The 25,365-nt window shown below is 67.8% G+C and carries 20 protein-coding genes and 1 pseudogene; 12 read left to right on the top strand and 9 right to left on the bottom strand.

What is annotated here, in order from left to right; genetic code table 11:
* Window positions 1–20: 20 nt before the first annotated feature.
* Both MEBOL_RS33925 and MEBOL_RS33920 read right to left on the bottom strand, forming a co-directional pair.
* Window positions 21–404, bottom strand: coding sequence for a ComEA family DNA-binding protein (locus MEBOL_RS33925; protein WP_245919093.1), 384 nt, complete (start codon window positions 402–404; stop codon window positions 21–23).
* A gap of 3 nt (window positions 405–407) precedes the next feature.
* Complete coding sequence (locus MEBOL_RS33920) at window positions 408–1,637, bottom strand: aspartate kinase (protein WP_095981311.1); 1,230 nt, start codon at window positions 1,635–1,637, stop codon at window positions 408–410.
* Window positions 1,638–1,798: 161 nt separating this feature from the next.
* On the opposite strand from MEBOL_RS33920, the gene hutH reads away from it, so the two are divergent.
* Window positions 1,799–3,325 (top strand): histidine ammonia-lyase, encoded by a 1,527-nt coding sequence (gene hutH / locus MEBOL_RS33915; protein WP_095981310.1) that lies wholly within the window; start codon window positions 1,799–1,801, stop codon window positions 3,323–3,325.
* A 15-nt stretch (window positions 3,326–3,340) separates the two neighbouring features.
* On the opposite strand, the gene MEBOL_RS33910 is transcribed toward hutH, so the two are convergent.
* Window positions 3,341–4,291, bottom strand: a complete 951-nt coding sequence (locus MEBOL_RS33910) for an NAD(P)-dependent oxidoreductase (RefSeq protein ID WP_157823827.1) — start codon at window positions 4,289–4,291, stop codon at window positions 3,341–3,343.
* Between the two features lie 69 nt (window positions 4,292–4,360).
* Window positions 4,361–5,626, bottom strand: a complete 1,266-nt coding sequence (locus MEBOL_RS33905; protein ID WP_245919091.1) for a hypothetical protein — start codon at window positions 5,624–5,626, stop codon at window positions 4,361–4,363.
* 421 nt (window positions 5,627–6,047) lie between these two features.
* On the opposite strand from MEBOL_RS33905, the gene MEBOL_RS33900 reads away from it, so the two are divergent.
* From MEBOL_RS33900 to MEBOL_RS33870, 7 genes are all read left to right on the top strand, one after another.
* Window positions 6,048–6,635, top strand: a complete 588-nt coding sequence (locus MEBOL_RS33900) for a hypothetical protein (protein ID WP_095981307.1) — start codon at window positions 6,048–6,050, stop codon at window positions 6,633–6,635.
* Between the two features lie 75 nt (window positions 6,636–6,710).
* Window positions 6,711–8,867 carry a polyphosphate kinase 1 gene (gene ppk1 / locus MEBOL_RS33895; protein WP_095981306.1) on the top strand — a complete coding sequence of 719 codons (2,157 nt, stop codon included), beginning with the start codon at window positions 6,711–6,713 and terminating at the stop codon, window positions 8,865–8,867.
* 41 nt (window positions 8,868–8,908) lie between these two features.
* Window positions 8,909–9,433, top strand: coding sequence for a DinB family protein (locus MEBOL_RS33890; protein ID WP_095981305.1), 525 nt, complete (start codon window positions 8,909–8,911; stop codon window positions 9,431–9,433).
* Between the two features lies 1 nt (window position 9,434).
* Window positions 9,435–10,331 (top strand): sigma-70 family RNA polymerase sigma factor, encoded by an 897-nt coding sequence (locus MEBOL_RS33885; RefSeq protein WP_157823826.1) that lies wholly within the window; start codon window positions 9,435–9,437, stop codon window positions 10,329–10,331.
* A gap of 89 nt (window positions 10,332–10,420) precedes the next feature.
* Entirely contained in the window at window positions 10,421–10,756 is a 336-nt protein-coding gene (locus tag MEBOL_RS33880; RefSeq protein WP_095981303.1) for a pilus assembly protein N-terminal domain-containing protein, read from the top strand.
* A 49-nt stretch (window positions 10,757–10,805) separates the two neighbouring features.
* Entirely contained in the window at window positions 10,806–12,158 is a 1,353-nt protein-coding gene (locus MEBOL_RS33875) for a serine/threonine-protein kinase (RefSeq protein WP_095983165.1), read from the top strand.
* 38 nt (window positions 12,159–12,196) lie between these two features.
* Complete coding sequence (locus MEBOL_RS33870) at window positions 12,197–13,633, top strand: hypothetical protein (RefSeq protein WP_245919089.1); 1,437 nt, start codon at window positions 12,197–12,199, stop codon at window positions 13,631–13,633.
* On the opposite strand, the gene MEBOL_RS33865 is transcribed toward MEBOL_RS33870, so the two are convergent.
* Window positions 13,605–14,831, bottom strand: a complete 1,227-nt coding sequence (locus MEBOL_RS33865) for an FAD-dependent monooxygenase (protein WP_157823825.1) — start codon at window positions 14,829–14,831, stop codon at window positions 13,605–13,607. The two genes, MEBOL_RS33870 and MEBOL_RS33865, sit on opposite strands and share 29 nt — an antisense overlap.
* An 82-nt stretch (window positions 14,832–14,913) precedes the next feature.
* Entirely contained in the window at window positions 14,914–15,381 is a 468-nt protein-coding gene (locus tag MEBOL_RS33860; RefSeq protein ID WP_170115649.1) for a helix-turn-helix domain-containing protein, read from the bottom strand.
* Between the two features lie 190 nt (window positions 15,382–15,571).
* Between MEBOL_RS33860 and MEBOL_RS33855 the strand changes: the two genes are divergently transcribed.
* Together MEBOL_RS33855 and MEBOL_RS33850 are read left to right on the top strand one after the other, a co-directional pair.
* Complete coding sequence (locus MEBOL_RS33855) at window positions 15,572–15,940, top strand: hypothetical protein (RefSeq protein ID WP_157823824.1); 369 nt, start codon at window positions 15,572–15,574, stop codon at window positions 15,938–15,940.
* Window positions 15,918–16,430: a J domain-containing protein gene (locus tag MEBOL_RS33850; protein ID WP_245919087.1), complete on the top strand. Its 513-nt coding sequence runs from the start codon at window positions 15,918–15,920 to the stop codon at window positions 16,428–16,430. The genes MEBOL_RS33855 and MEBOL_RS33850 overlap by 23 nt, the downstream gene beginning before the upstream one ends.
* 142 nt (window positions 16,431–16,572) lie before the next feature.
* Here the strand turns inward: MEBOL_RS33850 and MEBOL_RS33845 are convergent, their stop codons facing one another.
* Window positions 16,573–17,229, bottom strand: a complete 657-nt coding sequence (locus MEBOL_RS33845; RefSeq protein WP_095981298.1) for a hypothetical protein — start codon at window positions 17,227–17,229, stop codon at window positions 16,573–16,575.
* A 109-nt stretch (window positions 17,230–17,338) separates the two neighbouring features.
* Window positions 17,339–18,013: a response regulator gene (locus MEBOL_RS33840; protein WP_245919085.1), complete on the bottom strand. Its 675-nt coding sequence runs from the start codon at window positions 18,011–18,013 to the stop codon at window positions 17,339–17,341.
* Window positions 18,014–18,264: 251 nt separating this feature from the next.
* Here MEBOL_RS33840 and MEBOL_RS33835 point away from each other — a divergent pair, with 251 nt between their 5' ends.
* Together MEBOL_RS33835 and MEBOL_RS33830 are read left to right on the top strand one after the other, a co-directional pair.
* Window positions 18,265–18,999, top strand: coding sequence for a hypothetical protein (locus MEBOL_RS33835; protein WP_245919083.1), 735 nt, complete (start codon window positions 18,265–18,267; stop codon window positions 18,997–18,999).
* A gap of 454 nt (window positions 19,000–19,453) precedes the next feature.
* Window positions 19,454–24,770: pseudogene (locus MEBOL_RS33830) on the top strand (trifunctional serine/threonine-protein kinase/ATP-binding protein/sensor histidine kinase).
* 36 nt (window positions 24,771–24,806) lie between these two features.
* Here MEBOL_RS33830 and MEBOL_RS33825 read toward each other — a convergent pair.
* The gene (locus MEBOL_RS33825) at window positions 24,807–25,331 is read right to left on the bottom strand and encodes a VOC family protein (RefSeq protein ID WP_095981295.1); all 525 of its coding nucleotides are present in this window, start codon (window positions 25,329–25,331) and stop codon (window positions 24,807–24,809) included.
* Window positions 25,332–25,365 lie beyond the last annotated feature (34 nt).

The following is a 25,365-nucleotide window of genomic DNA, read 5'->3' as shown; positions in this document are numbered from 1 at the left end:
ACGCCTCGGGGCCCTGGCTCCTACCGGAGTTCCACTGTCGCTCGCAGGGTCTGTAGCCGGGCCGGTCCCACCCCGGGCACCGAGGCGACGTCGCTCCACGAGGCGAACGGGCCCCGCTCCTGGCGCCGCTGGACGAGGTGGTGGGCAAGCGAGGCCCCCACGCCCGGCACCCTGGCGAGATCCGCCTCGGACACCTGGTTGAGGTCCAGTTTCTGGCCGAGCAACAGCCGCTGCGCGGCGGACGGCGCGCTGCCCTCACCGCAGTGGGCCACGCCGTCCACCATCCGCACCGCGTCCGGCGCGCAGTCCAGGGCGGGCGCGGAATCGGGCCAGCGCACACGCGCCACCACGCCCAGGCCCAGGAGCCCGAGCGCGGCCACCGCGAGCGCGCCAGTCCGATTCATCACTCAGCTCGCCGAGGGCGGCTTGTCCAGGCCGAACGCCGTGTGCAGCGAGCGCACCGCCAGCTCCGTGTACTTCGACTGGATGAGGCAGGTGACCTTGATCTCCGACGTGGAGATGAGCTGGATGTTGATGCCCTCCTGGGAGAGCACCTGGAACATCTTGGCGGCCACGCCCGAGTGGTTGCGCATGCCCACGCCGACGATGGAGATCTTGGCCACGTCGCCGTCCGTCTCCACCCCGCCCGCCTCGATCTCCCGGGCCACGCGCTCGAGCACCTCGCGCGCCTTGACCAGGTCCGTCTTGCCCACCGTGAAGGACACATCCGTGCGCCCATCCCGCGAGGCCGTCTGGACGATCATGTCCACCACGATGTTCTGCGCGTCGAGCACTCCGAAGATCTTCGCCGCCACGCCGGGCATGTCCGGCACGCCGCTGATGGCGAGCTTCGCCTCGTTCTTGTCGTAGGCGATGCCGCTGACAACCAGGTTCTCCATCGACTTGTCCTCCTCACACACCAGCGTGCCCGGGTCCTCCGTGAAGGAGTTCTTCACCCAGAGCGGCACCTTGTACTTCATCGCGAATTCAACCGAGCGGATCTGCAGCACCTTGGCGCCCAGGCTCGCCAGCTCCAGCATCTCCTCGTACGAGACGCGATCGAGCTTGCGCGCTCCGGGGCACATGTTGGGGTCGGTCGTGTAGACGCCATCCACGTCCGTGTAGATCTCGCACGCGTCCGCCTTGAGCGCCGCGGCCAGCGCCACCGCCGTGGTGTCCGAGCCGCCGCGTCCCAGCGTGGTGACGTTGCCCTGCTCGTCCTGTCCCTGGAAACCAGCCACCACCACGATGTGCTTCTGCTTGAGCGCCTCGACGATCTTCTCCGCCTCGATGCGCTTGATGCGCGCCTTGGCGAAGGTGCTGTCGGTGACGATCTGCACCTGGTGGCCCATGAAGCTCGTGGCCTGGGCGCCCTGGGCCTGGATGGCCAGCGCCACGAGCCCGATGGACACCTGCTCGCCCGTGGCCACGACCACATCCTGCTCGCGCTCGTTGGGCCGGTCGGTGATCTGGGAGACGAGCTTGAGCAGGCGATTGGTCTCGCCGGACATGGCGGACACCACCACCACCACGTCGTGTCCCGCCTTCTGGGCCGCGATACAGCGACGGGCCACGTTCTTCATGCGCTCCGTGTCGCCGACGGACGTGCCGCCGTACTTCTGAACGATCAAGGCCACCTTGGCTGCTTCCTCCTGAAGCGGTGCGTCACCGTAATGACGCGGGCCCCCGGCTGTCAAAAGCTCCCGGAGCGGGACAGGCTGCGGAGCGCGGTTTGTTGCGGTAAGAGGGGGCCCTCGGGCGGGCCTCCCCGCCTCGAGCCTTTCTGGAGCATCTCGACATGTACCGTCCCCGCCTTCTGATCGATGGAGACACCCTCCGGCTGGAGGAAATCCTCCAGGTCGCCCGTGACGAGGTGACCGTGGAACTCTCACCCGAGGCGCAGGAGTGCGTCCGGGCCTCGCGGGAGCTCGTGGAGAAGGTAGCGGCCGGCGACACGCCCGCCTACGGCATCAACACCGGCTTCGGCACCCTGGCCGAGGTGCGCATCGACAAGAAGGACCTGGCCGAGCTGCAGCGCAACCTCATCCTCTCGCACGCGGCCGGCGTGGGCACTCCCCTGCCCCTGCCCGAGGCGCGAGCCCTCCTTCTTTTGCGCTGCAACGTCCTCGCCAAGGGCTTCTCCGGCATCCGCCTGGAGACGCTGCAACTGGCGCTCGACATGCTCAACAAGGGCGTGGTGCCGGTGGTGCCCGAGCGCGGCAGCGTGGGCGCCTCGGGAGACCTGGCGCCGCTCGCGCACCTGGCGCTCGTCTTCATCGGCGAGGGCGAGGCCTTCTACCAGGGCCAGCGCATGCCCGCCCGGCAGGCCCTGGAGCGCGCCGGCCTGCGGCCCGTGGTGCTCGAGGCCAAGGAGGGCCTGGCGCTCGTCAACGGCACCCAGGCCATGTGCGCCGTGGGCACGCTGCTGCAACTGCGCGCCGAGACGCTCGCGCTGGTGGCGGACATCGCCGGCTCCATGACGCTCGAGGGGCTGCTCGGCAGCCACAAGCCCTTCCTTCCGGAGATCCACGACGTGCGCCCGCACGAGGGCCAGAAGGCCTGCGCCGCCCACCTGCTGCGGCTGCTCGCCGGGAGCGATCTGGTGGAGACGCACGTCAACTGCAGCAAGGTGCAGGACCCCTACTCCCTGCGCTGCATGCCCCAGGTGCACGGCGCGGCGCGCGAGGGACTCGCCTTCGCCCGGCGCATCCTCGAGGTCGAGGTCAACAGCGCCACCGACAACCCGCTCGTCTTCGTGGACACGGGCCACATCCTGTCGGGCGGCAACTTCCACGGCCAGCCCCTCTCGCTCGCCATGGACGTGACGGCGATGGCGCTCACCCAGCTGTCCTCCATCAGCGAGCGGCGCGTGGAGCAGCTCGTCAACCCGGCCCTGTCCAACCTGCCCCCCTTCCTCGCGAAGAACCCGGGGCTCAACTCGGGCTTCATGATCGCCCAGGTGACGAGCGCGGCCCTGGTCGCCGAGTCGCGCGTGCTCTGCCACCCCGCCTCGGTGGACTCCATCCCCTCGTCCGCGGGCCGCGAGGATCACGTGTCCATGGGCATGACCGCGGCGCTCAAGGGCCGGCAGGTGGCGGACTTCACCCGCACGTGCCTCGCCATCGAATTGCTCGTGGCGAGCCAGGCGCTCGACTACCGGCTGCCGGTGAAGGCGGGCCGGGGGCCTCGCGCCGCGCACGAGCTGGTGCGCAGCCGCGTGCCCACCCTGGAGAAGGATCGGGAGATCCACCGCGACATCGAGGCCGTCTGCGAGCTCATCGACTCCGGACAGCTGATCCAGGTCGTGCGCGCCGCCACGGCGTAGGCCTCCTCGGCCCGCTCACTCCTTCAGCCCGGCATCCCGTGCGACATGCCGGGCGAGGACGGCGAAATCCAGCTCCGCCTCGCCCTGGGCCAGGGCGGACACGAAGCGATCGCGCATCACCGAGGCGAACGGCAGGGGCACCGACAGGGCCTCTCCCGCCTCCAACACCAGACGCGTGTCCTTGGCGCCCAGCCGCACCGGGGCGCCCGGCGTGTCGTAGGCACGATCCACGATCAACCGGCCGTAGTTCTTGTGCACCGGGGCGTTGAAGAAACTCCCGGTCAGCACCTCGAAGACCTGGGCGCGATCCAGGCCCCCCTTCTCGGTGAGGGCGAAGAGCTCGCCCAGCTGCTCGATGGTGGTGTAGATGAGGAAGTTGCAGCAGAGCTTGAGCAGGTTGGCCTGTTCCGGGCGCTCACCCACCACGAAGAGCCGCTGCCCCAGTCCCTCCAGCAACGGACGCACCGAGGCGAGCGCCCCCGGGTCGCCCGCCGCCATCACGAACAGCTTTCCCTGAGCGGCGGCGGGAGGACGTCCCAACACCGGCGCGGCCACGTAGGCCTGCCCCTTCTGGGCGTGCACCCGCGCCATCCGCTCCGAGAGCGCGAGGGAAATGGTGCTGGTGGAGATGTGGACGACGCCTGGAGCCAGCCCCTCGGCCACGCCCTTCTCCCCGAGGACGACCTGCTCGACCGCCGCGTCATGGGCGAGCGAGCTGATCACCGCCTCCACCCGGGACGCCACCTCGGCGGGAGTGTCCACACGCCTGGCGCCTTGCGCCAGCAGGGGCTCCGCCTTCTCGGGCGTACGATTCCAGACCGTGAGTTCGTGCCCGGCCTTCAACAGGTGGCTGGCCATGGCGCTGCCCATGGGGCCCAGTCCGACGATTCCAACCTTCATGCGGTCTCCCTTCACGACGAGGCGCTGATCTGGGAATTCCGCCCATCTGGATTCCAGGGCCGCCATGTAGTCAAGGCGCGAGGAAGACGATGTTCGCGGACAGGCAATGCCCGCGAACATCGAGCGGCGGACGGCTCAGCGGCGAGGACCGCCCGAGACCTGCCGCAACGACACATCATCCACGTAGGTGCCCACGCCATTGGACTGCCCCACGTCCCTCAGCTCCAGACGGGACGTCGGACCCTCGGCCCGGACACGCAACACCACGTAGGTCCACGCGGTGTCGTTCAGCTTCTTGCCGCTGGCCTCCAGGACCGCCTGGGAGCGGCCATTCCACAGCACCTCCAGCGCGTTGTCCCGGACGTCCGTTCCCGGACGCGCGGAGAACGCCAGCCGCAGCTCGTACTCGGTGCCCGCGCGGGTGGGGATCATCTCCTGCACGAGCGTGGTGTTGTCCTCCCCATCCAGCTCCACGAATTGCTGACCCTGGGCCGCGCTCCCCGCGACGTTGTTCTGCAGTTCGATGGAGCGCCCCGACGAACGATTCCATCCCGGGAGGGAAGGCAGGGTGCGGAAGTTGCCCCGGCCGAGCGCGGGCTGCTCGAAGTCCCCATTGATGATGAGATTCCCGCCCGATGGAGGGCCCGGAGGCGGCATCGAGGGAGGAGGAGGCGGCGGCTGGGGACGCGACGGCTCCCGGGTGAGGCGCAGATCCCGGATGGCATGCAGCGCGTTGGCGTCACCCGTGCCCGCCCCGATGCCCAGGGCCGTGGCGGAGACATTCACCGGGCCCCTCCAGTCGATCTGCATGGCGCCATCCAGGAAGACCCGGATGCCGTCGCGCTCCACCTCGACCCGCAGGGTGGACCAGCGATCATGGGTATAGGCGGCGGGGTTGCGCCTGGAGGCCAGCGCGCGACCCGAGCCGTCCGTGAGGACCAGACCGCGATCCTCTCCATAGAGCGTCACGTGCACGCCATAGCCCGACCCGTCCGGTACGAATCCACGGCCACTGCCCGCGGGCAGCGTCACCCGGCGCCCCGGCGTGTTGCGGCCAAACATCAGCACCAGTCCGTCACCGGCCGACCAGGGGCCGCTCCCGCGGCGGTTGTAGGTGTTGTAGTCGAATTGCACCGCGAAGGGCGGCCGCACGGGCTCGTTGAGGAAGACGGCGGCGGCGGCGTTCGAGCGGTTCTCCGGGATGAGGACGATGCGATTGCCCTCCACCCGGGGGTAGCCCGAGTTCCGGGTGGACAGGAAGGTGAACCGGGAGGAGTCCTCCAAGCGGAGGACGGGACTGTCGCGAAGGGGCGGCGCCCACGCGCTCTCCACCTCTTGTGCCCTGCCCTCTCGCGCGGCCAACGAGGCCACCAGCGCGAGCATGCCGCCCAGAACGCGCATGCTCCCGCGACTTCCCTTCTGAAACATTGTGTCTCCCCTCTTGCCGGGTCTCGATGGAGGCCCCTGGCGTGAGCGCGCACGGACGCCGCGCTCCTTCGTCTTATTCAGGACGAAAGGAGCCAGCGCAATCGCGTACTGGTGGGAAGTAGGCCGAAGTCCCGCTCGGGAGGGCTTGCCGGGCGCCCTTGCCCCCCTACCGTGGTCGAGCCCACCCACTGGGCTGGACTGCGGATCAGCCGGAGCCAGTCGTTCGCGGAGGTCTTCACCCGCTCGCCCTGAAGGGCAGGACAGCGTCCATTCACAGACGGAAGTCGCCCTCTTTCCGGCGACTTCTCCTCCAATGGACAGAACTCACGCCTGCCCCCCTGGCGGGTACTTGGACGAGGACTAGATTTCCCTTCCCCGAAAGAGGAGAAATCCCATGAAGCCGCTCGCCACCCGCAGCCTGGTTCCCCCGAGGACGCAGAAACGCGCTTGCACCCTGAGCGTGTCGCGAGCAGCCCTCGAAGAACGCCTGGGCGAGCCCCTCGTCCACGACGAGGAAGGCGATGGCATGGGGCCGCGCTACCGGTGGGAATCCACCTGCGAATGCGGTCTGGAGCTCTTCATCGAGATGCCCGTGCAGTCCGCCCAGGAGCCGCCCGAGGCGTCGCTCTGGATGGAGCACGTGGAGGTCGACCACGCGCTCGCGCACCTGGGCCTGTCCCCACGCGACGTGCTGTGGCGGGCGGACATGCAGCACCCCCTGTCCCTGGATGGGTGGGCCATCGTCCACACGGACGCGCGGGGCCAGCGTCATGACCAGTGCGTGCTGCCCCTGCGCGACCATGCCGAGTGCCTCAGCCGGTTGATGGGTACTCGGAGCCCCAACCAGTCCTACTCGGTCGAACCGCGCGGCACCCCGTCACGCCAGGGCTGGGCCGTCATCCGCCAGGACGAGCACGGCAATCAGTACGAGGTGGCGGTGCACCCCCAGCGGCGGCCCATGACGCGGCTCGTCGCCTCCTAGACAGGGCGAACCCACAGTTCACAATCACGCCAGTCGCGTTCTGCTACATCGCTCCGTCTCCTCGAAAGAGCGGACATGCCCAAGCGCGCAGCCAGCAAGAACTCCACCTCCCACAAGCCCACGGCGGAGCGGGACGTCATTCCTCCCGGGACGGATATCCAGGACAGTGATCTGTTCTTCAACCGGGAGCTGTCCTGGCTCGCCTTCAACAACCGCGTGCTCCAGCTCGCCGAGGACGCCTCGGTGCCGTTGATGGAGCGCGTGAAGTTCTGCGCCATCTACGCGCGCAACCTCGATGAATTCTTCATGATCCGCGTGGCCCGTCTGCACGAGCAGGTGGGCAACCGCGTGGCGCGCCTGGTGCCCGACGGCGCCACCCCGGGCGAGACGCTCGACAAGCTGCACGCGCGCATCCTGGAACAGGGCAAGCGCCACACGGACTGCTTCGAGCGCCAGCTGCGCCCCACGCTCGCGGAGAAGGGCCTGCGCATCCTCGCCATGAAGGATCTGGACGCCGAATCGCGCGCCCAGATGGACCAGCGCTTCCGCGAGCAGATCTTCCCCGTGCTCACCCCGCTGGCCATCGGACTCGGCCGACACTTCCCCTACATCTCCAACCTGTCCCTGAGCCTGGCGGTGCTCCTGAGGGATCCGGTCACGGACACGGAGAACGTGGCGCGGGTGAAGGTGCCCAAGGAGTTGCTGTCGCGCTTCGTGCCTCTCAAGGGCACCACGTCCTACGTGCTGCTCGAGGATGTCATCGCCAACCACCTGGGAGATCTGTTCCCCGGCATGGAAGTGCTCGACCGGGGCCTGTTCCGCGTCACCCGGGACGCGGACTACACCGTGTCCGAGGACGCGGAGGATCTGCTCGTGGCGGTGCAGACGGAGCTGCGCCAGCGCCGCTTCGGCGACGTCATCCGCCTGGAAGTGCAGTCGGGGATGAACCCCAAGCTGCTCGATCCGTTGATGGAGGCCCTGTCGCTCGAGCCCCGGCAGCTCTACGAGGAGCAGGATCTGCTGGACATGTCGGACCTGATGTCCCTGGTGGCCACGCCCGGCTTCGCGGAGCTGAGGGATCCGCCGTGGACACCCGTCACCCAGCCGCGCCTTCAGGCCGAGAACGACGGGGAGATAACGACGGTGATGTCCGCCATGCGCCGGGGCGCCCTGCTGGTGCACCACCCGTACGAGTCCTTCGCCACCTCCGTGGAGCGCTTCGTCACCGAGGCGGTGGAGGACCCGGACGTGCTCGCCATCAAGCAGACGGTGTACCGCACCTCGGACAAGTCGCCGCTGGTGCCCGCGCTCATCCGCGCCACCGAGCGCGGCAAGCAGGCGGTGTGCATGGTGGAGCTCAAGGCGCGCTTCGACGAGCGCGCCAACATCCGCTGGGCGCTCGCGCTGGAGGAGGCTGGAGCGCACGTCGTCTACGGCATCCCCGGACTCAAGACCCACGCCAAGGCCATCCTGATCGTCCGGCGCGAGGGCGAGAAGGTGCGCCACTACGTGCACGTGGGCACGGGCAACTACAACGCCAAGACGGCCCGGCTCTACACGGACCTGGGCTTGTTCACCACGGATCCGGACATCGGCGCGGACGTGGCCGACCTGTTCAACTTCCTCACCGGCTTCGCCCGGCCCAAGTCCTTCCGCAAGCTGCTCGTGGCGCCCATCAACATGCGAGAGGGACTGCACGAGGAGATCCGCCGCACCATCGCCGCGCACTCGGCCGAGCACCCCTCGCGCATCCAGATGAAGATGAACGCGCTGGTGGACCCCGTGCTCATCCACGCGCTCTATGACGCCTCGCGCGCGGGCGTGAAGGTGGACCTCAACATCCGGGGCATCTGCTGCCTGCGGCCGCTCGTGCCGGGCGTCTCCGAGAACATCCGGGTCGTCTCCACGCTGGGCCGCTTCCTGGAGCACTCGCGCGTCTACGTCTTCGAGCGCGGCGGCGAGACGCGCTGCTACATCGGCTCGGCGGACCTCATGCCGCGCAACCTCGACCACCGCGTGGAGGCGCTCACCCCCGTGGAGGAGCCCCAGCTCATCGCCCAGGTGCGCGACATCCTCGAGCGCTGCCTCTCGGAGAACACCCACGCGTGGACGCTCAGCGCGGACGGAGAATGGCTGCGCCGCGTCCCCGAGGGCGAGAAGCGCTGGGCCCAGACCGAGCTGATGGAGCGCGCGGTGCGCATGTCTCAGGCCTCCACCGGCCGGCCGCTCTAACAAGCCAGACGCGAGCAGGCTCCCGCGGGTACACTCCGCGGATGGCCAACGAGATGCGTGACTGCTTGCTCCGGCAGTTTGAGACAGCGTGGGCGCTGACCCAGTTCCACCTCAATGGGCTCACCACCGAGGAGTGCTTGTGGCGCCCTGCCCATGCGGGATTGCACGTGCATCCGGGCTCCGATGGACGGTGGCGCGCCGACTGGCCAGAGCGCGAGGACTATGACATCGGCCCGTCGAGCATCGCATGGCTGACGTGGCACCTCGGCTTCTGGTGGTCCATGGTGCTCGACCACTCCTTCGGCGACGGGACGCTCTCTCGCGAGGGCGTGATGTGGCCTGGCAGTGCCGACGACGTGCGCGCGTGGATCGGCCAGCTCCAGGGACAGTGGCGGGCGAGGCTCGACCCGCTCACCGACGACGACCTGCGCTCCACGCAACGGACACGCTGGCCCCTCCAGGACCGTCCGTTCGGCGATGTTGTCGCCTGGGTCAATATCGAGCTCACGAAGAACGCCGCCGAGATCGGCTACGCACGCTTCCTCCACGCCGTCAGCAAACGCTGAGATGCCTTTCCTCCCCTCCCTCGCGTCCCGCTTCATCTCCCGCCTGCGGCCCGGGATGGGCGAACCCGCCTCGCTCTCCGAACTGGAAGCGATGCTCGAGACGGTGATCACCCAGGCGCGCGCGTCATGGCCACGCGTCGCCTTGGAAGCCGAACGCTTCGTCGAATATCTCGCGGAGCGCCTGCCTCCGAATGCCGGACTCGAGCAGGCCTTGCGCGCCATGCATACCGGGGAGCTCTTCCTCGCGGCGGCGTGTGTCCGGGGAGACGCCGAGGCCCAGGCGGCCCTGGAAGCCCACTTCTTTCCCAAGGTGACCGCCGCGGCCACCCGCGTGCTCCGGGACGCCGACGCCGCCGCCGAGGTGGCGCAACGCCTGCGCTCCCGGCTCCTCTTGTCCGAGGCGGGGCGTCCGCCAGGGCTCGCCGCGTACCTGGGCCAGGGACCGCTCGCCGGGTGGCTGCGCGCGGCCGCCGTGCGCACCGCCCTCAACTCGCGCCGCGGCGCCGGACGCCAGGCCCGCGCCGAGCAGGAAGTTCTCGCCGAGGCCACGCTTCGCGCCGAGGCCGCGCACTGGGAACCCCTGCACGCGCGTCACCGGGCGGACTTCCAGGCCGCGCTCGCCGAGGCCTTCGCCGCGCTGCCCACGCGGGAGCGCATGCTGCTGCGCCTGCACGTCGTGGAGGGAATGAGCCTGGAGCGACTGGGCACCCTGTACCGCACCCACAAGTCCACCGTGTCACGCTGGCTCGCCCAGGCCCGCGAGGACGTGCTCGAGGGCACCCGCGTCCGGCTCGCCGAGCGCTTGCGCTTGTCTCCGAGCGAGCTGCACAGCGTGTTGCTCGACGGGGCGGGGAACCTGGAGCAGAGCCTTTCCGGGCTCCTGGCCACCCGCTCCTGAGCCGCTCGCGCTTTTTTATTCGCCGCCGTGCAACGGCGCGGGGGGGGCAGGTGTCTTCGGGGTGAAGGCAACCCAAGGAGCACACTCTCATGGACGTGAAGAAGCAGCTGGGCAGGGTCGCGGTTCTGGCGGTGGTGATGGCCGGCACGGCGGCGGGCGCGGAGCAGTCGGCGCCCGTCCCGAAGAAAGCCCTGGCCATCCCCTCGGAGACCATCACCCTGAAGCGGGGGGAGACGAAGAAGCTGGAGTCGAAGGACGCCATCGGCTCGAGCATCCAGGATCCGGAAATCCTCAATGTCTCCGTCCCCGGCGACTCGGCGAAGACGGTCTTCCACATGACCGGGGAGAAGGTGGGCAAGACGACCTTCACCGTCTGGTCGAAGGACGGGAAGCGCCGGACGTACGAGATCATCGTCAAGGAGTGAGTCCGGCGTGGGATTTCCTCCGGCGGGCGTGCCTGCGAGGATGGAGCCCATGCTTCATCGATCGCGAGAGGGCGCGCCCGACGAGTGCCCGGATGAAAACGTGCTCGTGGGGCTCGCCCATGGGGCCCCTGGCGCCGTGAACACGCCGGAGTTGGAACGGCACCTGGATGGGTGCGCGGCGTGCCGGGCCATCCTGGCGGTGGTGGCCGAGGACTCGGAACCCGACCTGGCGAACGCCCCCACGCACCTGGAGACGGGAGCGCCCACGCTGCCCGCCGTCCCGGAGACGCCCCTGTTCCGCGCGGGCCATCCGCTCGGCCGCTACCTGCTCGAGGGCACGCTGGGACAAGGTGGCATGGGCGTGGTGTACGCGGCGAGGGACCCCATGCTGGGGCGCACGGTGGCGCTCAAGCTCTTGCGGCCGGGATTGGGCGGAGACGAGGCCCGGGCTCGGCTCGTGCGCGAGGCCCAGGCGATGGCGCGGCTCGCGCACCCCAACGTGTTGCCGCTCTTCGAGCTGGGTATGGAGGGCGAGCACGTCTTCCTGGTGATGGAGCGCGTGGAGGGTCCGACGCTGGCGGAGTGGCTGAGGGCGCGCGAGCGGCCGTGGCGCGAGGTGCTCGCGATCCTGCTCCAGGCGGGAGAGGGACTGGCGGCGGCGCACCGCGCGGGGCTGGTTCACCGGGACTTCAAGCCCGGCAACGTGCTGGTGGGCGCGGATGGACGGCCGCGCGTCACGGACTTCGGGCTGGTGCGCGATGCGGAGGTGGGCACCGAGGGGGAAGCGGTGGCGGGCACGCCCGCGTACATGTCGCCCGAGCAACTCGCGGGTCGCGAGGTGGATGCGCGCGGAGACCAGTTCAGCTTCTGCGTGACGTTGTACGAGGCGTTGTACGGCGTGCGGCCCTTCGACACACGGGCCCGCGAGGAGCGATCCCGCTGGCGGCGGATGCCCAGACCCCGGAGCCCCCGTCCGCCGAGGGCACTGCGGGCCGCGCTCGACCGGGGATTGGCGCTGCGTCCCGAGGACCGCTTCCCTTCCCTGGACGCGCTGCTCGCGGCGCTCCGAGTCCCCTCGCGGTTTCGTTGGGGGCCGGTGGTGGCCATGGGGGTGGGCCTCTCCCTGGCGCTCGTGGGCGGAGAGGCCCTGAGGAGCGCGCTCCAGGACGTGTGGATCTCCCGGGAGAATGAGTCCATCGAGCTGCGAATGGGTGAGCCCGTCGACCTCACCCTGCCACAAGTCGAGCGGTTGACCCTCGGCGACTCGAGCATCGTGGGCGTGGAGCCTCCGATCGGGGATGTGATCCGGGTCACGCCGAAGGGCCCAGGGCAGACCCTGCTGCGGGCGTGGACACGGGATGGCCAACTGCGCCAGTACTCCCTGTCGGTGCGTGCCCACTGAGGGGTTCGCTCCCCACCATGAATGGAGTGTTCGCGATCATGTTCGTTCGGATGGGTGTCATGCTTTTGATGTGGGCCCTGACCGCCTGCGAGCGGGGAACCGGCGAGCCCCCCCAGGACGGACCACCCGACTCCGGCACGACGCCCACCGGATGCTTCCGACCGCCTTCGGAGGCCGCCAAGACACCCGAGTGGGGGTTCCAGTTCGGAACGAAGAAGAGCGAGGAGTTCCTGGACGTGGCGCTCGACGCGAAGGGCAGGCTCTACCTGGCCGGATATGAGAATGGCGATGTCGGAGCGGCACGATTCGATCCCTCGGGAGACTCGAGAGGCGTGCTGTTTCACATGGCTCACACGGCCGATCAGGTCTTGCTCCCACACAAGGACAAGATCATCGACATTCCAGGCACGACCGAGACCATCGATGCGCTGGTGTTCCATCCGGACACGGGCGATCTCTACTTCACCGGCCGCACCACGGGCTCCTTCAATCCAACCCACGGCGCTGTCGCTGAGTTCACCCACCAGGGGCAACAGGACTTCTACGTGGCGGGGCCCCATGGCTCCGACCGGGAGGTCATCCTGTACCAGGGCGGCACGAGCTACCCGCAGCACCCGAACCGGCTCGCCTTCGACGCCCAGGGAGACCTCATCGTCAGTGGATTCGACGACTTCTACGTGCCCTCGGGCACCCACTACGTCGAGCGGTGGGAGGACCCCTTCGTGACCAAATTGAAGCGGTCCGCGAACGGACCGGCGCTCACCCAGGCGTGGACGAAGTCGTTCGATACCTCCTACACCGACACGCTGGGAGGCCTGGCCGTGGACCTCCAACGCGATAGCGGAATCTACGTCACGGGCAACATCAGCGCTGGACCTCAGCGGGGCGCGTTCGTGCGCAAGCTCGACAACACCCGCGAGGGTGAACTCGGTCCTGTCTGGAGGCAATCGCCGATCAGCATGGACACGATCCAAGCCGCCCAGTTCCTCCCCGATGGGAATCTGCTCATCGCCGGCGCCACGATGGGGATCATGGGCGAGAAATCCCACGGCGAACAGGACGTGGTGCTGCGGTTGCTCAACATGAATCCGGAAAAGGGAGCCCTCGGAGAGATCCTCTGGACGAAGCAATATGGCTCCCCCGGCGCCGACTTCGTGACGGACATGACGGTTGACACCCAAGGCCACATCATCGTGGTGGGCGAGACACTGGATTCAGTGCTCGAGCACGATCCCTTGGCGAACAAGGGCCAGCAAGACGTCTTCCTGATGATGTTCGACAAGGACGGTGAACGGCTCGCGACCAGGCAGTGGGGAAGCGAGGGAGATGATCACCCGAACGCCGTGGCGGTGGATCAGTGTGGGGAGATCTTCATCGTCGGGTACACGACCGGCGATTTGCAGCCCCCGGTGCCCCCCTATGAGAAGGGCGAGCGTGACGCCTTCCTCATCGCTTCAACCATGACTCGGCCCTGAACGGGGTGCTTCCAGGGCCGGCCTGGGCGTCCAGGAAGGGAAAGCCGACCACGTAGCGAAGCTGCTTCTCCACCAAGGAGGACGGCACGCACCGCAACAGCGTGTCCCGTAGCCAGGTGGAGACCCTCCCCTCCACATACCGGAGGGAGCCGGACCTCCAACTCAGCCGCGCTAGTTCCGCGGTACGGGGGCGGCGGCGCGCCTCGTAGGCCCGCAGGGCGCGCTCGAGGTCGTCCGCCTCCCGCACACACTGGGCCAACACGACGGCATCCTCTATCGCCTGGCAGGCGCCCTGCGCCATGTCCGTCACCATCGCGTGCGCTGCGTCTCCCAGCAGCGTCACCGGCCCCTCGCCCCAGCGATCGAGCGGATCGATGCAACTGACATCCGTGCGGAGAATGGCCTCCTCGGGCGTGGCCTCGACCACCGCCTCGATCGGCGCCATCCATCCGCCCACCCGGCTCAGTACGGACGCCTTCCGCCCTCCCTCCGGGTCGCGCCCACCCGCGGGCGTGTTGGCCAGCAGGGCCCAATACACCCGCTTCGCCCCACTGGCACCAGGGCCGATGTGGCACAGCACGAAGCGGGCGCCGCGCCCAAGCACCTCGAACAGAGTGCCCTCCGGAAAAACGGGTGACTCGAACTCGACCATGCCTCGCCACGAACTGTGGCCGCTGTAGCGCTGCGTGACACCGGGCACCACCTGCCCGCGGATGATCGAGTTCAAGCCATCCGCGCCGATGAGGCAGGCGCCACGCTCACGCCGGCCGTCCTCGAACTCCGCCACCACGCCCGTCCCCTCAACCCGGAAGCCCGTGCAACGGGCACCAAGCCGCGGCACGTCAGGCCCGAGCGCTCGCAGCAAGACCTCATGCAGTTCCGCGCGGGACATCACCACGGCCGACTGGCCCAGGGTCCGGCACAAGGGCTCCACGGGCAAGTGGCCGAGGACGCGTCCATCTGAGCGGTGGATGCGCGTCTCTCGCCAGGGCTTGCCCACGGCCGCGACCTCCCGAGCCAGTCCGAGTGTCTCCAGCGCGCGGAACGCGTTTGGCAACAGTGAGAGCCCCGCGCCCACCTGACGCAGCTCACCGGCGCGCTCGTAGAGCACCACCTCGCACCCGGCCTTGCGCAGGGCAATCGCCGCACACAGCCCGCCGATGCCTCCGCCGATGACGATGATCCTTTGCTCGACCATACATCGATTCATACACACCTGACGCCGTTTGGTTTTCCCGCCGGGCCCGCTCGCGAGGCTGGGGCGGCCGTAAACGCGGGCGTCAGGAAGACCGAGGACGTCCGGAAGCAGCCGTCCCGGCGGCACCGGCGCCTCCGGGCGTCTTCGGACCAGGAGGTTGGGGAGAGGCATCGGGCGGCGTCGCGTCGGACTCGTCGGGTTTCTGCTCCTCGAGGATGGCCGCCACGGCGAACGACACCAAGCCCACCAGCCCCACGATTCCAGCCACCCCGATGGCCACCTCCCACCAGGGAGACGAGTCCGAGGCCTTCTTCGTGGCTCCCTGGGTCGCCCGCTTCGTGGCCTCCATGGCCTCGTTCACCCGGGTGTGGAACTCCTCCACCCCCATCCCGAACACCTCCGCGAACTTCTTGAAGGTGAAGGGGTCTGGGTGCGCCTGCCCCCGCTCGATTCGCGACAGCGTCGACTGTGTCAATCCCACTCGCCGTGCCAGTTCCTCCTGCGACCACTCCTTCTGCACCCGGAGCGTGGCGATGATCTTGCCGACCACCAACGCGTAAACCTCTGATTCGCTTGGCTTTTTCGCTCGTTCAGGGCTCATGGCTCACCTCGGGGAGCATACCATGGCGCGCTCCCCGCCAAGTTGCGGGGAAGGTACGACATCTCGCACCCATTCTCGCATAATATTCACACATGGGTTATTGACCCGAATCCGACTTACGTGCAGCATGTCGCGTACCATGAACAACACATACACGCACCCAGCTTGGGGTAATCCCTTCACGTCCTTTTCGCTCGCGGAGCAGCGCGTCGACGCGCTCGCCCGGCAGGTAGAACTCGAAGTGAGTCTCCACGAAGCCCGGTGGTTGTTGGCCGGTGGTCAGTACGAAGCCCACGTCGGACTTGGAGCGGGCCGCCACTACCGCAAGCCGCGGCGCGATGGCTGCTACCACCTGCGCGTCAACGGCCAACGCGCCTTCCTGCATTGGGATGAGTGGGATCCCCGTCGCCATCCCATCGAGCATTTCTTCGAAACGCCCGCGCTGTGGGGCTCCGCGCTGGTCCTCGCCGTGGGAGCGCTCTTCATTGCCACCCAAGACGACGGCTGAGAAGCCCCATCGCCCCCCGGAAAAGGAGTCCTCTATGTCTCATTATGAAACGTTAGACATCACCGCAACCGCCACCCCCGACGACATCAAGAAGGCCTTTCGCCAACTCGCGCGGGACACCCACCCGGATCACCACCCGGGAGACCCGCTCAAGGAAGAGCGGTTCAAGGCCATCACCGCCGCCTATGAGGTCCTGAGTGATCCGGCCGCGCGGAAGCGCTACGACGCCAAGCTCGCCTTCGAGAACATGAAGGAGCGCTGGCGCACGGCACAAGAGGAACACGCGCGCCAAGCACCCGCCCCTTCTCCGCCGCCTGCCACGCCTTCGCCCGCACCACCCAAGGAAGAGAACACTTCGGTGTGGGGACTCCTCTTCGGTCTGGGTGTCGCGGCGTTCGCCCTCCACAAGATGTCCCAGGCGAGTGACACCCAGTGGGATTCCAACGTGGAGCGTAACCGTGGGCCGGACGGCCGCTTCCGCCCCTCATGAGGTTCGGGCTCAAGTCCGCAGCCGCGCTTCAAACATCCCCGCCGCGCCTGGGGTGAAGGCGCGCCGAGCAACCCCCTTTGGGTAATACGCCAACCCTGGCGTTGACACCCCCGACCCAAGGAGCGTCAACGCCCCCGCCCCCTCAGTAGGTCACGAAGAGGGGCGGCTGCGTCGTGGAGAAGATGCCCGGATAGATGGCGATGAAGTGGTCTCCCTCGAGGAGACTGATAGGCCCAGAGGAGGGGGACTCTTGAGCCGCCACCCAGTTCCCCGTCAGACGGCCACGCACCTCGAGATTGCCATAGTTGAAGGTGAGCCGGTCCAGATAGAGCGAGCCCGGGGTAGGACCCGAGGTGGAAGAAGCGAATTGATAGGCTTCCAGCGTCGACTGCCTCGTGATCTCCAACGCTTCCGCGTTCGATGCGTAGGGGTTCACCCGCCCAACGCGGATTCGAGTCGAGAGACCCGTGCTCCGGGAGGACGTCGTCCAGCCGTAGGCCACCGCGATTCCCTGGTAATCGGCCAGGATCGCGAGTTCCGGCTCGTAAGCGACGTCCAACAGCTCCAGGGTCGCGGGCGGAAACCAGCAATAGGGACCCTGCTCACGCTGAATGACGACCTTGTAATAGATCCAGGGGCTCTGACCCGCTGCCAGCCCCTCGAATGGCCGCGACTGGATCGAATAGTCACAACCGTTGAAAAAGGCAGTGGCTTTCTTGACGGGAGGCAGCTCGGCCAGGGCCGACGAGCCAAGCAATGACATCATCCCAACGGCAATCGTTCCGAGTACGTGGCGCATGGGTGCATCCTCCAAAGGTGTGTGTCTTGGTGAAACCTATACCCATCGCATCGAGGAGCGCATGTGCCAGAAGTCACAGACACCACACACCCACGCCGACGCACATCCATCAGAGACAACCGATCTCCATGCCCCGGAGGATGGCCTGGATGCGGTCCCGGACCCCCAGCTTGGAGAGGATGTGGGACGTATGATTTTTCACCGTGCCCTCGGCGGTCCCCAGTGCCTCGGCGATCTCCCGGTTGCTCAGACCCCGGGCGATGAGGCGCAGCACGGCCAGTTCCCGGCGGGTGAGTTCCTCGTGGCCCTCCGCATGCGGAAAGTCCCGTGACAGCTCCGAGAATCGGCTGGCCACATGCTCGGAAATCCCAGGGGGAGGCAATATCTCGCCGGCCGCGACCCGGTGGAGCGCCCCGACGAGTTGGTCCCGGGTCACGTCCTTGCGCAGGAAGCCTCGCGCCCCGAGGCGCAACGCCTCGCTTATCACCGAGTCGTCATCGAACGCGGAGATCAGCACCACCTGGCGCTCCGGGTCCATGTGCCTCAGCATGCGCAGGGCCTCCAGTCCCCCAAGGCGCGGCATCCGCACGTCCATCAACACGATGTCTGGATCCAACCCGGCCACGAGCCGCAGGGCCTCGTGACCATCGGCCGCCTCGCCCACCACGTGCAGTTCCGGGGTGAACTCCAGCAGGCGGCGGAGACCCGCGCGGATCAGGACATGATCATCCGCCAGGACGACGCGGATCATGTCCAGGCTCCTGGACGTGAAGGTTTTGCTCATGAAGTATCCTGGAACGAGGCGCCGGCCATGACGAAAGCAGGGGCGGAATATTCGCGGCTCAGGCGATCCGCTCCGCGAGGGGCTTACGGGCTCCGAAATAAAAAAATCGAGTGTCCCTGAATATGCCCGCCTGCTCGCCGTATGAGCGGGGCGAGGCGGACACGACAGCGGGCACACGGGGGAATCGACCCCCTGGCGCCTGGCACCGGGTCACTCATCTCGCCTCCTCGAACAAGGACTCAACAATGCGGATGCAGTTGCGTATGGCGGCGGCGGCCCTCTCCCTGGGGCTGCTTGGAAGTGGTTGTGCGTCCATCAGCCAGGTGCAGACGGCGGACACGCTGGGAGCGGGCAAGTTCCAGTTCGCCCTGGAGCCGGGATTGGCCCACCTCGCGGTGGCCGAGAGCGAGACTGGGACGGAAGCCTCGGCCAACCTGCCCCAATTCGATATCGCCTTGCGCTACGGCGTTACCGACCGCCTGGACCTCGGAGCGCGCCTGGGCACCTCCCTGGTGGAGTTGCAGGGCAAGTACCTGTTCACCAACCCGGAGAACCCCACCCTGGCCGTCTCGCTGGCGCCCTCCTTGTCTGGATTCGTCGGCGGCGCCGGTCCGGTCGACGTGGGCTATGTCCGGCTGGCCCTTCCGCTGTTGGTCGGCTTCAAGACGAGCGGGGGCTCGGAGTTCGTCCTCGGGCCTCGCCTGGAAGGCACGCGCTTCCTGGCGGGCGCGGATGGCAGCTCCGCCAGCCTCAACTACCTGAGCGGAGGCGCCTCGGTGGGCTACGCGCTGCGCGTCAGCGAGGGCTTCCGGCTGATGCCCGAGGTCGCCTACTCCCGTCCGTTCGCGGGCGCCGTGACCGCGGGCGACCAGGCGGCGGGAGGGACGGTGAACGCGGGGGGCACTTGGCAGTTCAAGCTGGGCTTCCTGTTCGGCCAGGGCCGCCCCACCCTCTCGGCGAGGAGCAGCGGCGAGACGTACGAGTAGCGCACCCCAAGATGTCTCCTGATGAATGAGCGCGGGGACCTCGGCGGCATCCGTCGCCGGGGTCCCCTATTCTTTTTGGGCAAATCACTTTCCGTGAAAGAGCGCGGCGGAGTTGGCCGCTGTTCTCGACAAGGTTTGTCCAACGCCTGCCTGGCGAAAGTACAACAAACCCTCCAGGGCCCCAGGACTCCGCCCGGTGCACTCCTCCATGCGGATGTGCCTGCGCGCGGATATGAAGAGGCAGAATCTCTATTTTTGAGAATCGGGTAATTTTCTCTGGTAGAGTCCTGGGTCGGTAAACAACAAGCAAGCTGGCGACACACGCCGCGACACGCTGGTGTCCTCGTTCCGGGGGGTTCAGACAGCCTGGCCGATCCAAGTCCCCCACGTGGGCTGGTGAGGTCGCTTGCCTCCCTCCGCGGGAGGGCTCTGGCCTCAACTCCTGACGGTCTCCATGTTGAACATCGCTGGTTACACCCTTCTCGACACGCTCAAGTCGACGGGGTCGAGCATCCTCTACCACGCGCTCCGTGATGACGATCGCCTGCCGGTCATCGTCAAGATGCCGGTGACGCAGCAATCAGGCGCTCGCGAGGTCGAGCGCTACCAGAGGGAGCACGCTCTCCTGCACCGGCTCCGGGAGGTGCGCGGCGTGGCCAGGACCCTGGGGTGTGAGCAGAGCCATGGACGCCCGGTGCTTCTGCTGGAGGGCACGGGTGGCGAGGCCCTGTCCGAGAGTGTGGGTCAGCCGCTCGGCGTGGACCGGTTCCTCGAGCTGGCCATCTCCCTGGCCTCGACCCTGGCGGACATCCATCCACCGCCACGGCGTCATCCACAAGGACATCAAGCCCTCCAACATCGTCATCCTGCCCTCGGGCGAGAGCCTCATCATCGACTTCGGCACCGCCATCCTCCAGACCGTGGAGCATGTGGACGCGGTGTCCACCACGCTCATCGAGGGGACCCCGGCCTACATGTCCCCGGAGCAGACCGGGCGCATGAACCGCTCGGTGGATCACCGCAGCGACCTCTACTCACTGGGGGTGACGTTCTACGAGCTGCTGACGGGCACGCTGCCCTTCCACGGGCGCGACGCGCTCGAGTGGTTCCACGCGCACATGGCCCAGCTCCCGAGGCCTTCGCATGAGCGCGTCCCCGACATCCCCCCCGTCCTGTCCGCCATCGTGATGAAGCTCCTGGCCAAGGTCGCCGAGGAGCGCTACCAGAGCGCGGATGGCCTGAAGGCCGATCTCACGCGGTGTCGGGACGACCTGCGCCGGGGAGTGTGCGAGGAGTTCCCGCTGGGCGCGCACGACATCTCCCCCCACTTCCAGATGCCCCAGAGGCTCTATGGACGCGACGCGCAGGTCGCCACCCTGGTGGGCGCCTTCGAGCGGATCTCCCAGGGGGGAGTCCCGGAGCTCATCCTCATCAGCGGCTACTCGGGCATCGGGAAGTCGGCGGTGATCCATGAGCTGTACCGGCCGGTCGCGCGGAGGCGCGGCATCTTCCTCCAGGGCAAGTTCGACCAGTTCCAGCGTGGCATCCCCTACGCCACCCTGGCCGAGGCCATCCGCGGACTGGTGCAGCAGATGCTGGCCGGCACCGACGCGCAGCTCGAGGCCTGGCGCGAGCGCCTGCGGGCGGCGTGGGAGGGACATGGGCAGCTCCTCGTGGAATTGGTGCCACAGCTGGAGCTCGTCGTGGGCAAGCAGCCCCCGCTCCAGGAGCTTTCACCCATCGAGGCACAGGGCCGCTTCAACCGGGTCTTCCAGCGGTTCATCGGCGCGGTCTCCACCTCCGAGCACCCCCTCGTCGTGTTCCTCGATGACCTGCAGTGGGCGGACCCAGCCAGCCTCCAGCTCATCCAGCACCTCATCTCCCACCCGAGCACCCCACCGCTGTTGCTGGTGGGGGCCTACCGGGACAACGAGGTCTCCCCGTCCCACCCGCTGATGCTGGCACACAAGGAGATGCTGAAGGAGCGCGCCCGGGTGACCGACATCCGGCTCGAGCCGCTGAGCCTGGAGCTGCTCCAGGGGCTCATCGCCGACGCGCTCCCGGGTGCGGAGCGGGAGCTCATCGAACCCCTCTCCGCCCAGGTCCACGAGAAGACGGGCGGCAACCCGTTCTTCTTCATCCAGTTGATGCGGACGCTGAACCAGGATGGGCTCCTGACCCGCACGCCCGAGGGCTCCTGGCGATGGGATGCCGAAGGAGTCCGCGCCAGGGGCTACTCCGACAACGTCGTCGACTTCATGGCGGGCAAGCTGCGCCAGCTCCCCGCGGTGACGCAGCACCTGATGAGCCTGTCGGCGTGCGCGGGCAATGTCTTCCCGCTCCAGACGCTGGCCATCATCTCCGACCTGTCCATGGGCGAGGTGGAGCGGAGGCTCGAGCCCGCGCTCCAGGATGGCATGTTGATGCGCAGCGGCCCGGAGCAGTACCGCTTCATCCATGACCGCATCCAGCAGGCGGCCCATGCCCTCATCCCCGAGGAAGAGCGCAAGGCCGTCCACCTGCGCATTGGCCGCCTGCTGCGGGCGAGCCTGTCCCCGGAGGAGCTGCGGGAGCGGGTCTTCGACGTCGTGAACCAGCTCAACGTCGGCGCGGAGCTGCTTCTCGCCGCCGACGAGCGCCATGACGTGGCATGTCTGAACGCCGAGGCGGCCAGGAAGGCCCAGTCCTCGACCGCGCACCGCTCGGCCGTCGCCTACTTCACGGCGGCCCTCCAGCTCCTCCCAGGAGACTCCTGGGAGCGGGAGCACGCCTTCACCTTCGAGCTGCACCTCCAGCGGGCCATCAGCGAGTTCATGAGTGGCAATCCGGCCGAGGCGCGTCACCTCACGGGGATACTCCGTACAAGGGCTCGCACTTCCACGGAGATCGCGGCGGTCGCCTGTCTGCGATGCGATATCCACCTCGCCGTCAACGAGAGTCAGGCGGCGGTCGAGTGTCTGCTGGAGGGACTGGCCGCGCTGGGCATGCCCATGTCGCCCCACCCCTCCTGGGATGAGGTGGCGGCGGCCAACGCGGAGGTGTGGGCCGAGCTGGGGGAGCGCTCCATCGCGAGCCTCATCGACCTGCCCCTCATGACGGACCCGGACACGCTGGCGGCGATGCGCATCCTCTCCACCCTGTTCTCGCCCGCGCTGTTCACCGACCTCCACCTGCTCATCCTCCACCTCAGCCGGATGGTCCTCCTCTGTCTCCGTCATGGCAACGCCGAGTCCGCCGTGAACGGGTATGCCTGGTACGGCCTGGTGCAGGGCCACAGCTTCAAGAAGTACCAGGAGGGGTATGCCTTCGGGTGGCTCGCCTGCGAACTCGTCGAGCGCCATGACTTCTCCGCCTCCAGGGGCAGGGCGCTCTACAGCATGGAGCTGGTCAACTACTGGACCCAGCCCCTCTCCCTCTCACTGGAATTCATCCGCAGCGCCTTCCAGCACGCGGTCCCGGCCGGTGACTTCCAGACCGCCTGCTATAGCTGCAACCATCTCGTCTCCGATCTCCTGGCCCTGGGCCACTCGCTGGACGAGGTCTACCAGGAGTCGGTCGCGCGCCTCGACTTCGCGAACAAGTCCGGCTTCCGGGCCGTGCAAGACGTCATCGTGCTCACCCAGTGCTACGTGCAGCAGCTGCGCGGCCTCTCGCCCTCGTTCAGCTCGCTGTGCGGCGTGCACTTCGACGAGGTGACCTTCGAGTCCCGCCTGTCCTCGCCCACCCTGGCGCCCGTGAGCACCATGGTGTGCTGGTACTGGATCATGAAGATGCAGTCGCGCTTCATGTTCGGCGCCTACGAGGAGGCACGTCAGGCCTCGGCCAGAGCCGCGGAGCTCATCTGGTCCTCGGTCGGCCACATCCAGCTGCTCGACTACCACCTCTACAGCGCCCTGACCCTGGCCGCCTGCTACGAAGACGCGAACCCGGAGACGCGGCGGGAGTACCTCGAGGCCATGCGGCGGCACCAGGCCCAGCTCGAGGAATGGGCGAGCCACTGTCCCGAGAACTTCCGCGCGGCGGAACGGATGGTCTCGGCGGAGCTGGCCCGCTGCATGGGCATGCGGGATGAGGCGATATACGCCTACGATGAGGCGCTCCAATCCGCCCGCGCGCATGGCTTCCTCCAGAACGCCGGCCTCGCCGCCGAGCTCGCCGCGCGCTTCTGGCGCGAGCGGCGGGTCCCCACCCTCGCCCTGCCCCTGGCCCGCGAGGCCCGCGAGGCGTACCGGAAGTGGGGAGCCCACGGCAAGGTTCAACACCTGGACGCACGGTGGCCAGCGCTCGCGACCTCGGCGGAGGGCTCGGCCACCCCCTCCTACGATACGAGTTCGACGCAGATCGACGCGCTCTCCGTGGTGAAGGCCCAGCAGGCCATCTCCGGAGAAATCGTCCTGGAGCGGCTGGCGACCACGTTGATGGAGGTCGCCATCGAGAACGCCGGCGCCCAGCGCGGTGCCCTGCTGCTCCCGCACGGCAATTCGCTCCGGATCGCCGCCATCTCCCACGACGCGCAAGGGGGCGTCCGGGTGTGCCCCGAAGCGGACGACAGCACCGACGGCCTGCCCTGGACCCTCGTCGCCTACGTCCGGCGCACGTGCGAGCACGTCCTCATTGGCGATGCCTCGAGGTCCCATCCCTTCTCAGCCGATGCGTACCTCGAGCGCGGCCTGGCCAAGTCGGTGCTCTGCCTGCCGCTGTTGCGCAAGGAGGGACTCGTCGGAGTGCTGTACCTGGAGAACCGCCTCGCCGCCGAGGCCTTCACTCCGGCCCGCATCTCGCTGCTCGGGCACATCGCCTCCCAGGCCGCCATCTCCATCGAGAACGCGCGGCTCTATGACGAGGTCCAACGCGCCGAGACCGCCCTGCGCCATGCCAAGGACGAGCTCGAGCGACGGGTGGATGAACGCACGCAGGAGCTCAAGGAGACCCAGGTCCGGCTCGTGGAGACGGCGCGCGCGGTGGGCATGACGGAGATCGCCTCCAATGTGTTGCACAACGTCGGCAATGTCCTCACCAGCGCCGTCGTCAACCTGGAGGTGACGCGCCAGGCGGTGGGCTCCTCCCGGGTCGTCCGGGTGCGGCAGGTGGCCACGCTGCTGGAGGAGCACCGCGGGAGGCTGGGGGCGTTCTTCACGGAGGATCCGCGTGGCGAGCGTCTGGTCGACTATCTCTCCGCCCTCTCGGGCGAGCTCCTGGTCGAGCAGACGGGTCTGCAGGAGAGCCTGGAGGCGATGAACAGACACATCGAGCACATCCGGGCCATCGTCCAGGTGCAGCAGACCTATGCGAAGACCTCGCTCCTCCTCGAGGAGTGCGACCTCGCGCAGCTCGTCGACGACACCCTGCGCATCCAACAGGCGGCCATCCAACGCCACGGCATCACCGTCACCCGCCAGGTCTTCCGCGTGCCCCGGGTACGACTGGACAAACACAAGGTGCTGCAAATCCTCATCAATCTCGTCAGCAACGCCAAATACGCCCTGGACGGGATGCCCGAGGGACAGCGTCACATGACCGTGCGGCTCACCGCCGAGAATGGACGCGCGCGCATCCAGGTGACGGACAATGGCATCGGCATCGAGCCGGAGCACCAGGCGAAGCTCTTCTCGCACGGCTTCACCACGCGCAAGAACGGCCATGGCTTCGGCCTGCACTCGAGCGCGCTGGCGGCGCAGATATTGGGTGGAAGCCTGACGCTCGAGAGCGAGGGACTGTCCCGGGGAGCCACGGCCACACTGGAGATTCCCTTGAAGCCAGACAACCCCTGAGCCCGGGTGTTCGCACCCGGGCATGGGGCGGTGCCCCTACTCTCCCTTGCCCAGGGTCGATGGAGGGCGCTTGAAGTCGCGGCTCATGTGACCCGCGCCTTCCTGGTCGCCGAGTTTGAAGCCCCAGGAGTAGCCACCCTGGGGGTTGGCCAGGATTTCCCAGGCGTTGTCGTCCATGTCCCAGAAGTAGAAGCAATAGGTGCCGTGCTGGACGACCGGCCGGGTGATCTTCTTCAGGCCCCACTTCTCCGCGTCGCGCTTCACCACCGCATAGGCGGCATCGACCTCGGCCTCGGTGCCAACGTCGAGCCCGTTGTGGTTGAGGAAGGGCATGTTCTCCTTGCGGGCCGGACTCTGCACGACCACGATGATCTGATCGCCGCCGAGTCGAGCCCAGAACGCCATGTCCGCCATCTGAACGGTCTCGAAGCCGAGGAACTCCTGGAAGAACTTCCGGGTGCGCTGGATGTCGCGGCAATCCAGCGTCGCGTGGCTGTAGAAGTTGAGCTTGAGCGCGGGCTCGATCTTCCTCTCTGGCGTGCTTTCGGTCGCTGTCGTCATGTCCTCTCTCCCCTCTTGAGCAGCTTATACCAGG

Origin of the sequence: Melittangium boletus DSM 14713, from assembly GCF_002305855.1 — a bacterium.
GTDB lineage: Bacteria > Myxococcota > Myxococcia > Myxococcales > Myxococcaceae > Cystobacter > Cystobacter boletus.
This window is presented reverse-complemented; position numbering and strand designations above follow the sequence as displayed.

Excerpts from the sequence above, each read along its gene's own strand:
- MEBOL_RS33925 (WP_245919093.1), bottom strand. The coding sequence starts at position 404 with ATGAATCGGACTGGCGCGCTCGCGGTGGCCGCGCTCGGGCTCCTGGGC.
- hutH (WP_095981310.1), top strand. The coding sequence starts at position 1,799 with ATGTACCGTCCCCGCCTTCTGATCGATGGAGACACCCTCCGGCTGGAG.
- MEBOL_RS33910 (WP_157823827.1), bottom strand. The coding sequence starts at position 4,291 with ATGGCGGCCCTGGAATCCAGATGGGCGGAATTCCCAGATCAGCGCCTC.
- MEBOL_RS33905 (WP_245919091.1), bottom strand. The coding sequence starts at position 5,626 with ATGCGCGTTCTGGGCGGCATGCTCGCGCTGGTGGCCTCGTTGGCCGCG.
- MEBOL_RS33900 (WP_095981307.1), top strand. The coding sequence starts at position 6,048 with ATGAAGCCGCTCGCCACCCGCAGCCTGGTTCCCCCGAGGACGCAGAAA.
- ppk1 (WP_095981306.1), top strand. The coding sequence starts at position 6,711 with ATGCCCAAGCGCGCAGCCAGCAAGAACTCCACCTCCCACAAGCCCACG.
- MEBOL_RS33890 (WP_095981305.1), top strand. The coding sequence starts at position 8,909 with ATGGCCAACGAGATGCGTGACTGCTTGCTCCGGCAGTTTGAGACAGCG.
- MEBOL_RS33885 (WP_157823826.1), top strand. The coding sequence starts at position 9,435 with ATGCCTTTCCTCCCCTCCCTCGCGTCCCGCTTCATCTCCCGCCTGCGG.
- MEBOL_RS33880 (WP_095981303.1), top strand. The coding sequence starts at position 10,421 with ATGGACGTGAAGAAGCAGCTGGGCAGGGTCGCGGTTCTGGCGGTGGTG.
- MEBOL_RS33875 (WP_095983165.1), top strand. The coding sequence starts at position 10,806 with ATGCTTCATCGATCGCGAGAGGGCGCGCCCGACGAGTGCCCGGATGAA.
- MEBOL_RS33870 (WP_245919089.1), top strand. The coding sequence starts at position 12,197 with ATGTTCGTTCGGATGGGTGTCATGCTTTTGATGTGGGCCCTGACCGCC.
- MEBOL_RS33865 (WP_157823825.1), bottom strand. The coding sequence starts at position 14,831 with ATGGTCGAGCAAAGGATCATCGTCATCGGCGGAGGCATCGGCGGGCTG.
- MEBOL_RS33855 (WP_157823824.1), top strand. The coding sequence starts at position 15,572 with ATGAACAACACATACACGCACCCAGCTTGGGGTAATCCCTTCACGTCC.
- MEBOL_RS33845 (WP_095981298.1), bottom strand. The coding sequence starts at position 17,229 with ATGCGCCACGTACTCGGAACGATTGCCGTTGGGATGATGTCATTGCTT.
- MEBOL_RS33840 (WP_245919085.1), bottom strand. The coding sequence starts at position 18,013 with ATGAGCAAAACCTTCACGTCCAGGAGCCTGGACATGATCCGCGTCGTC.
- MEBOL_RS33835 (WP_245919083.1), top strand. The coding sequence starts at position 18,265 with ATGCAGTTGCGTATGGCGGCGGCGGCCCTCTCCCTGGGGCTGCTTGGA.
- MEBOL_RS33825 (WP_095981295.1), bottom strand. The coding sequence starts at position 25,331 with ATGACGACAGCGACCGAAAGCACGCCAGAGAGGAAGATCGAGCCCGCG.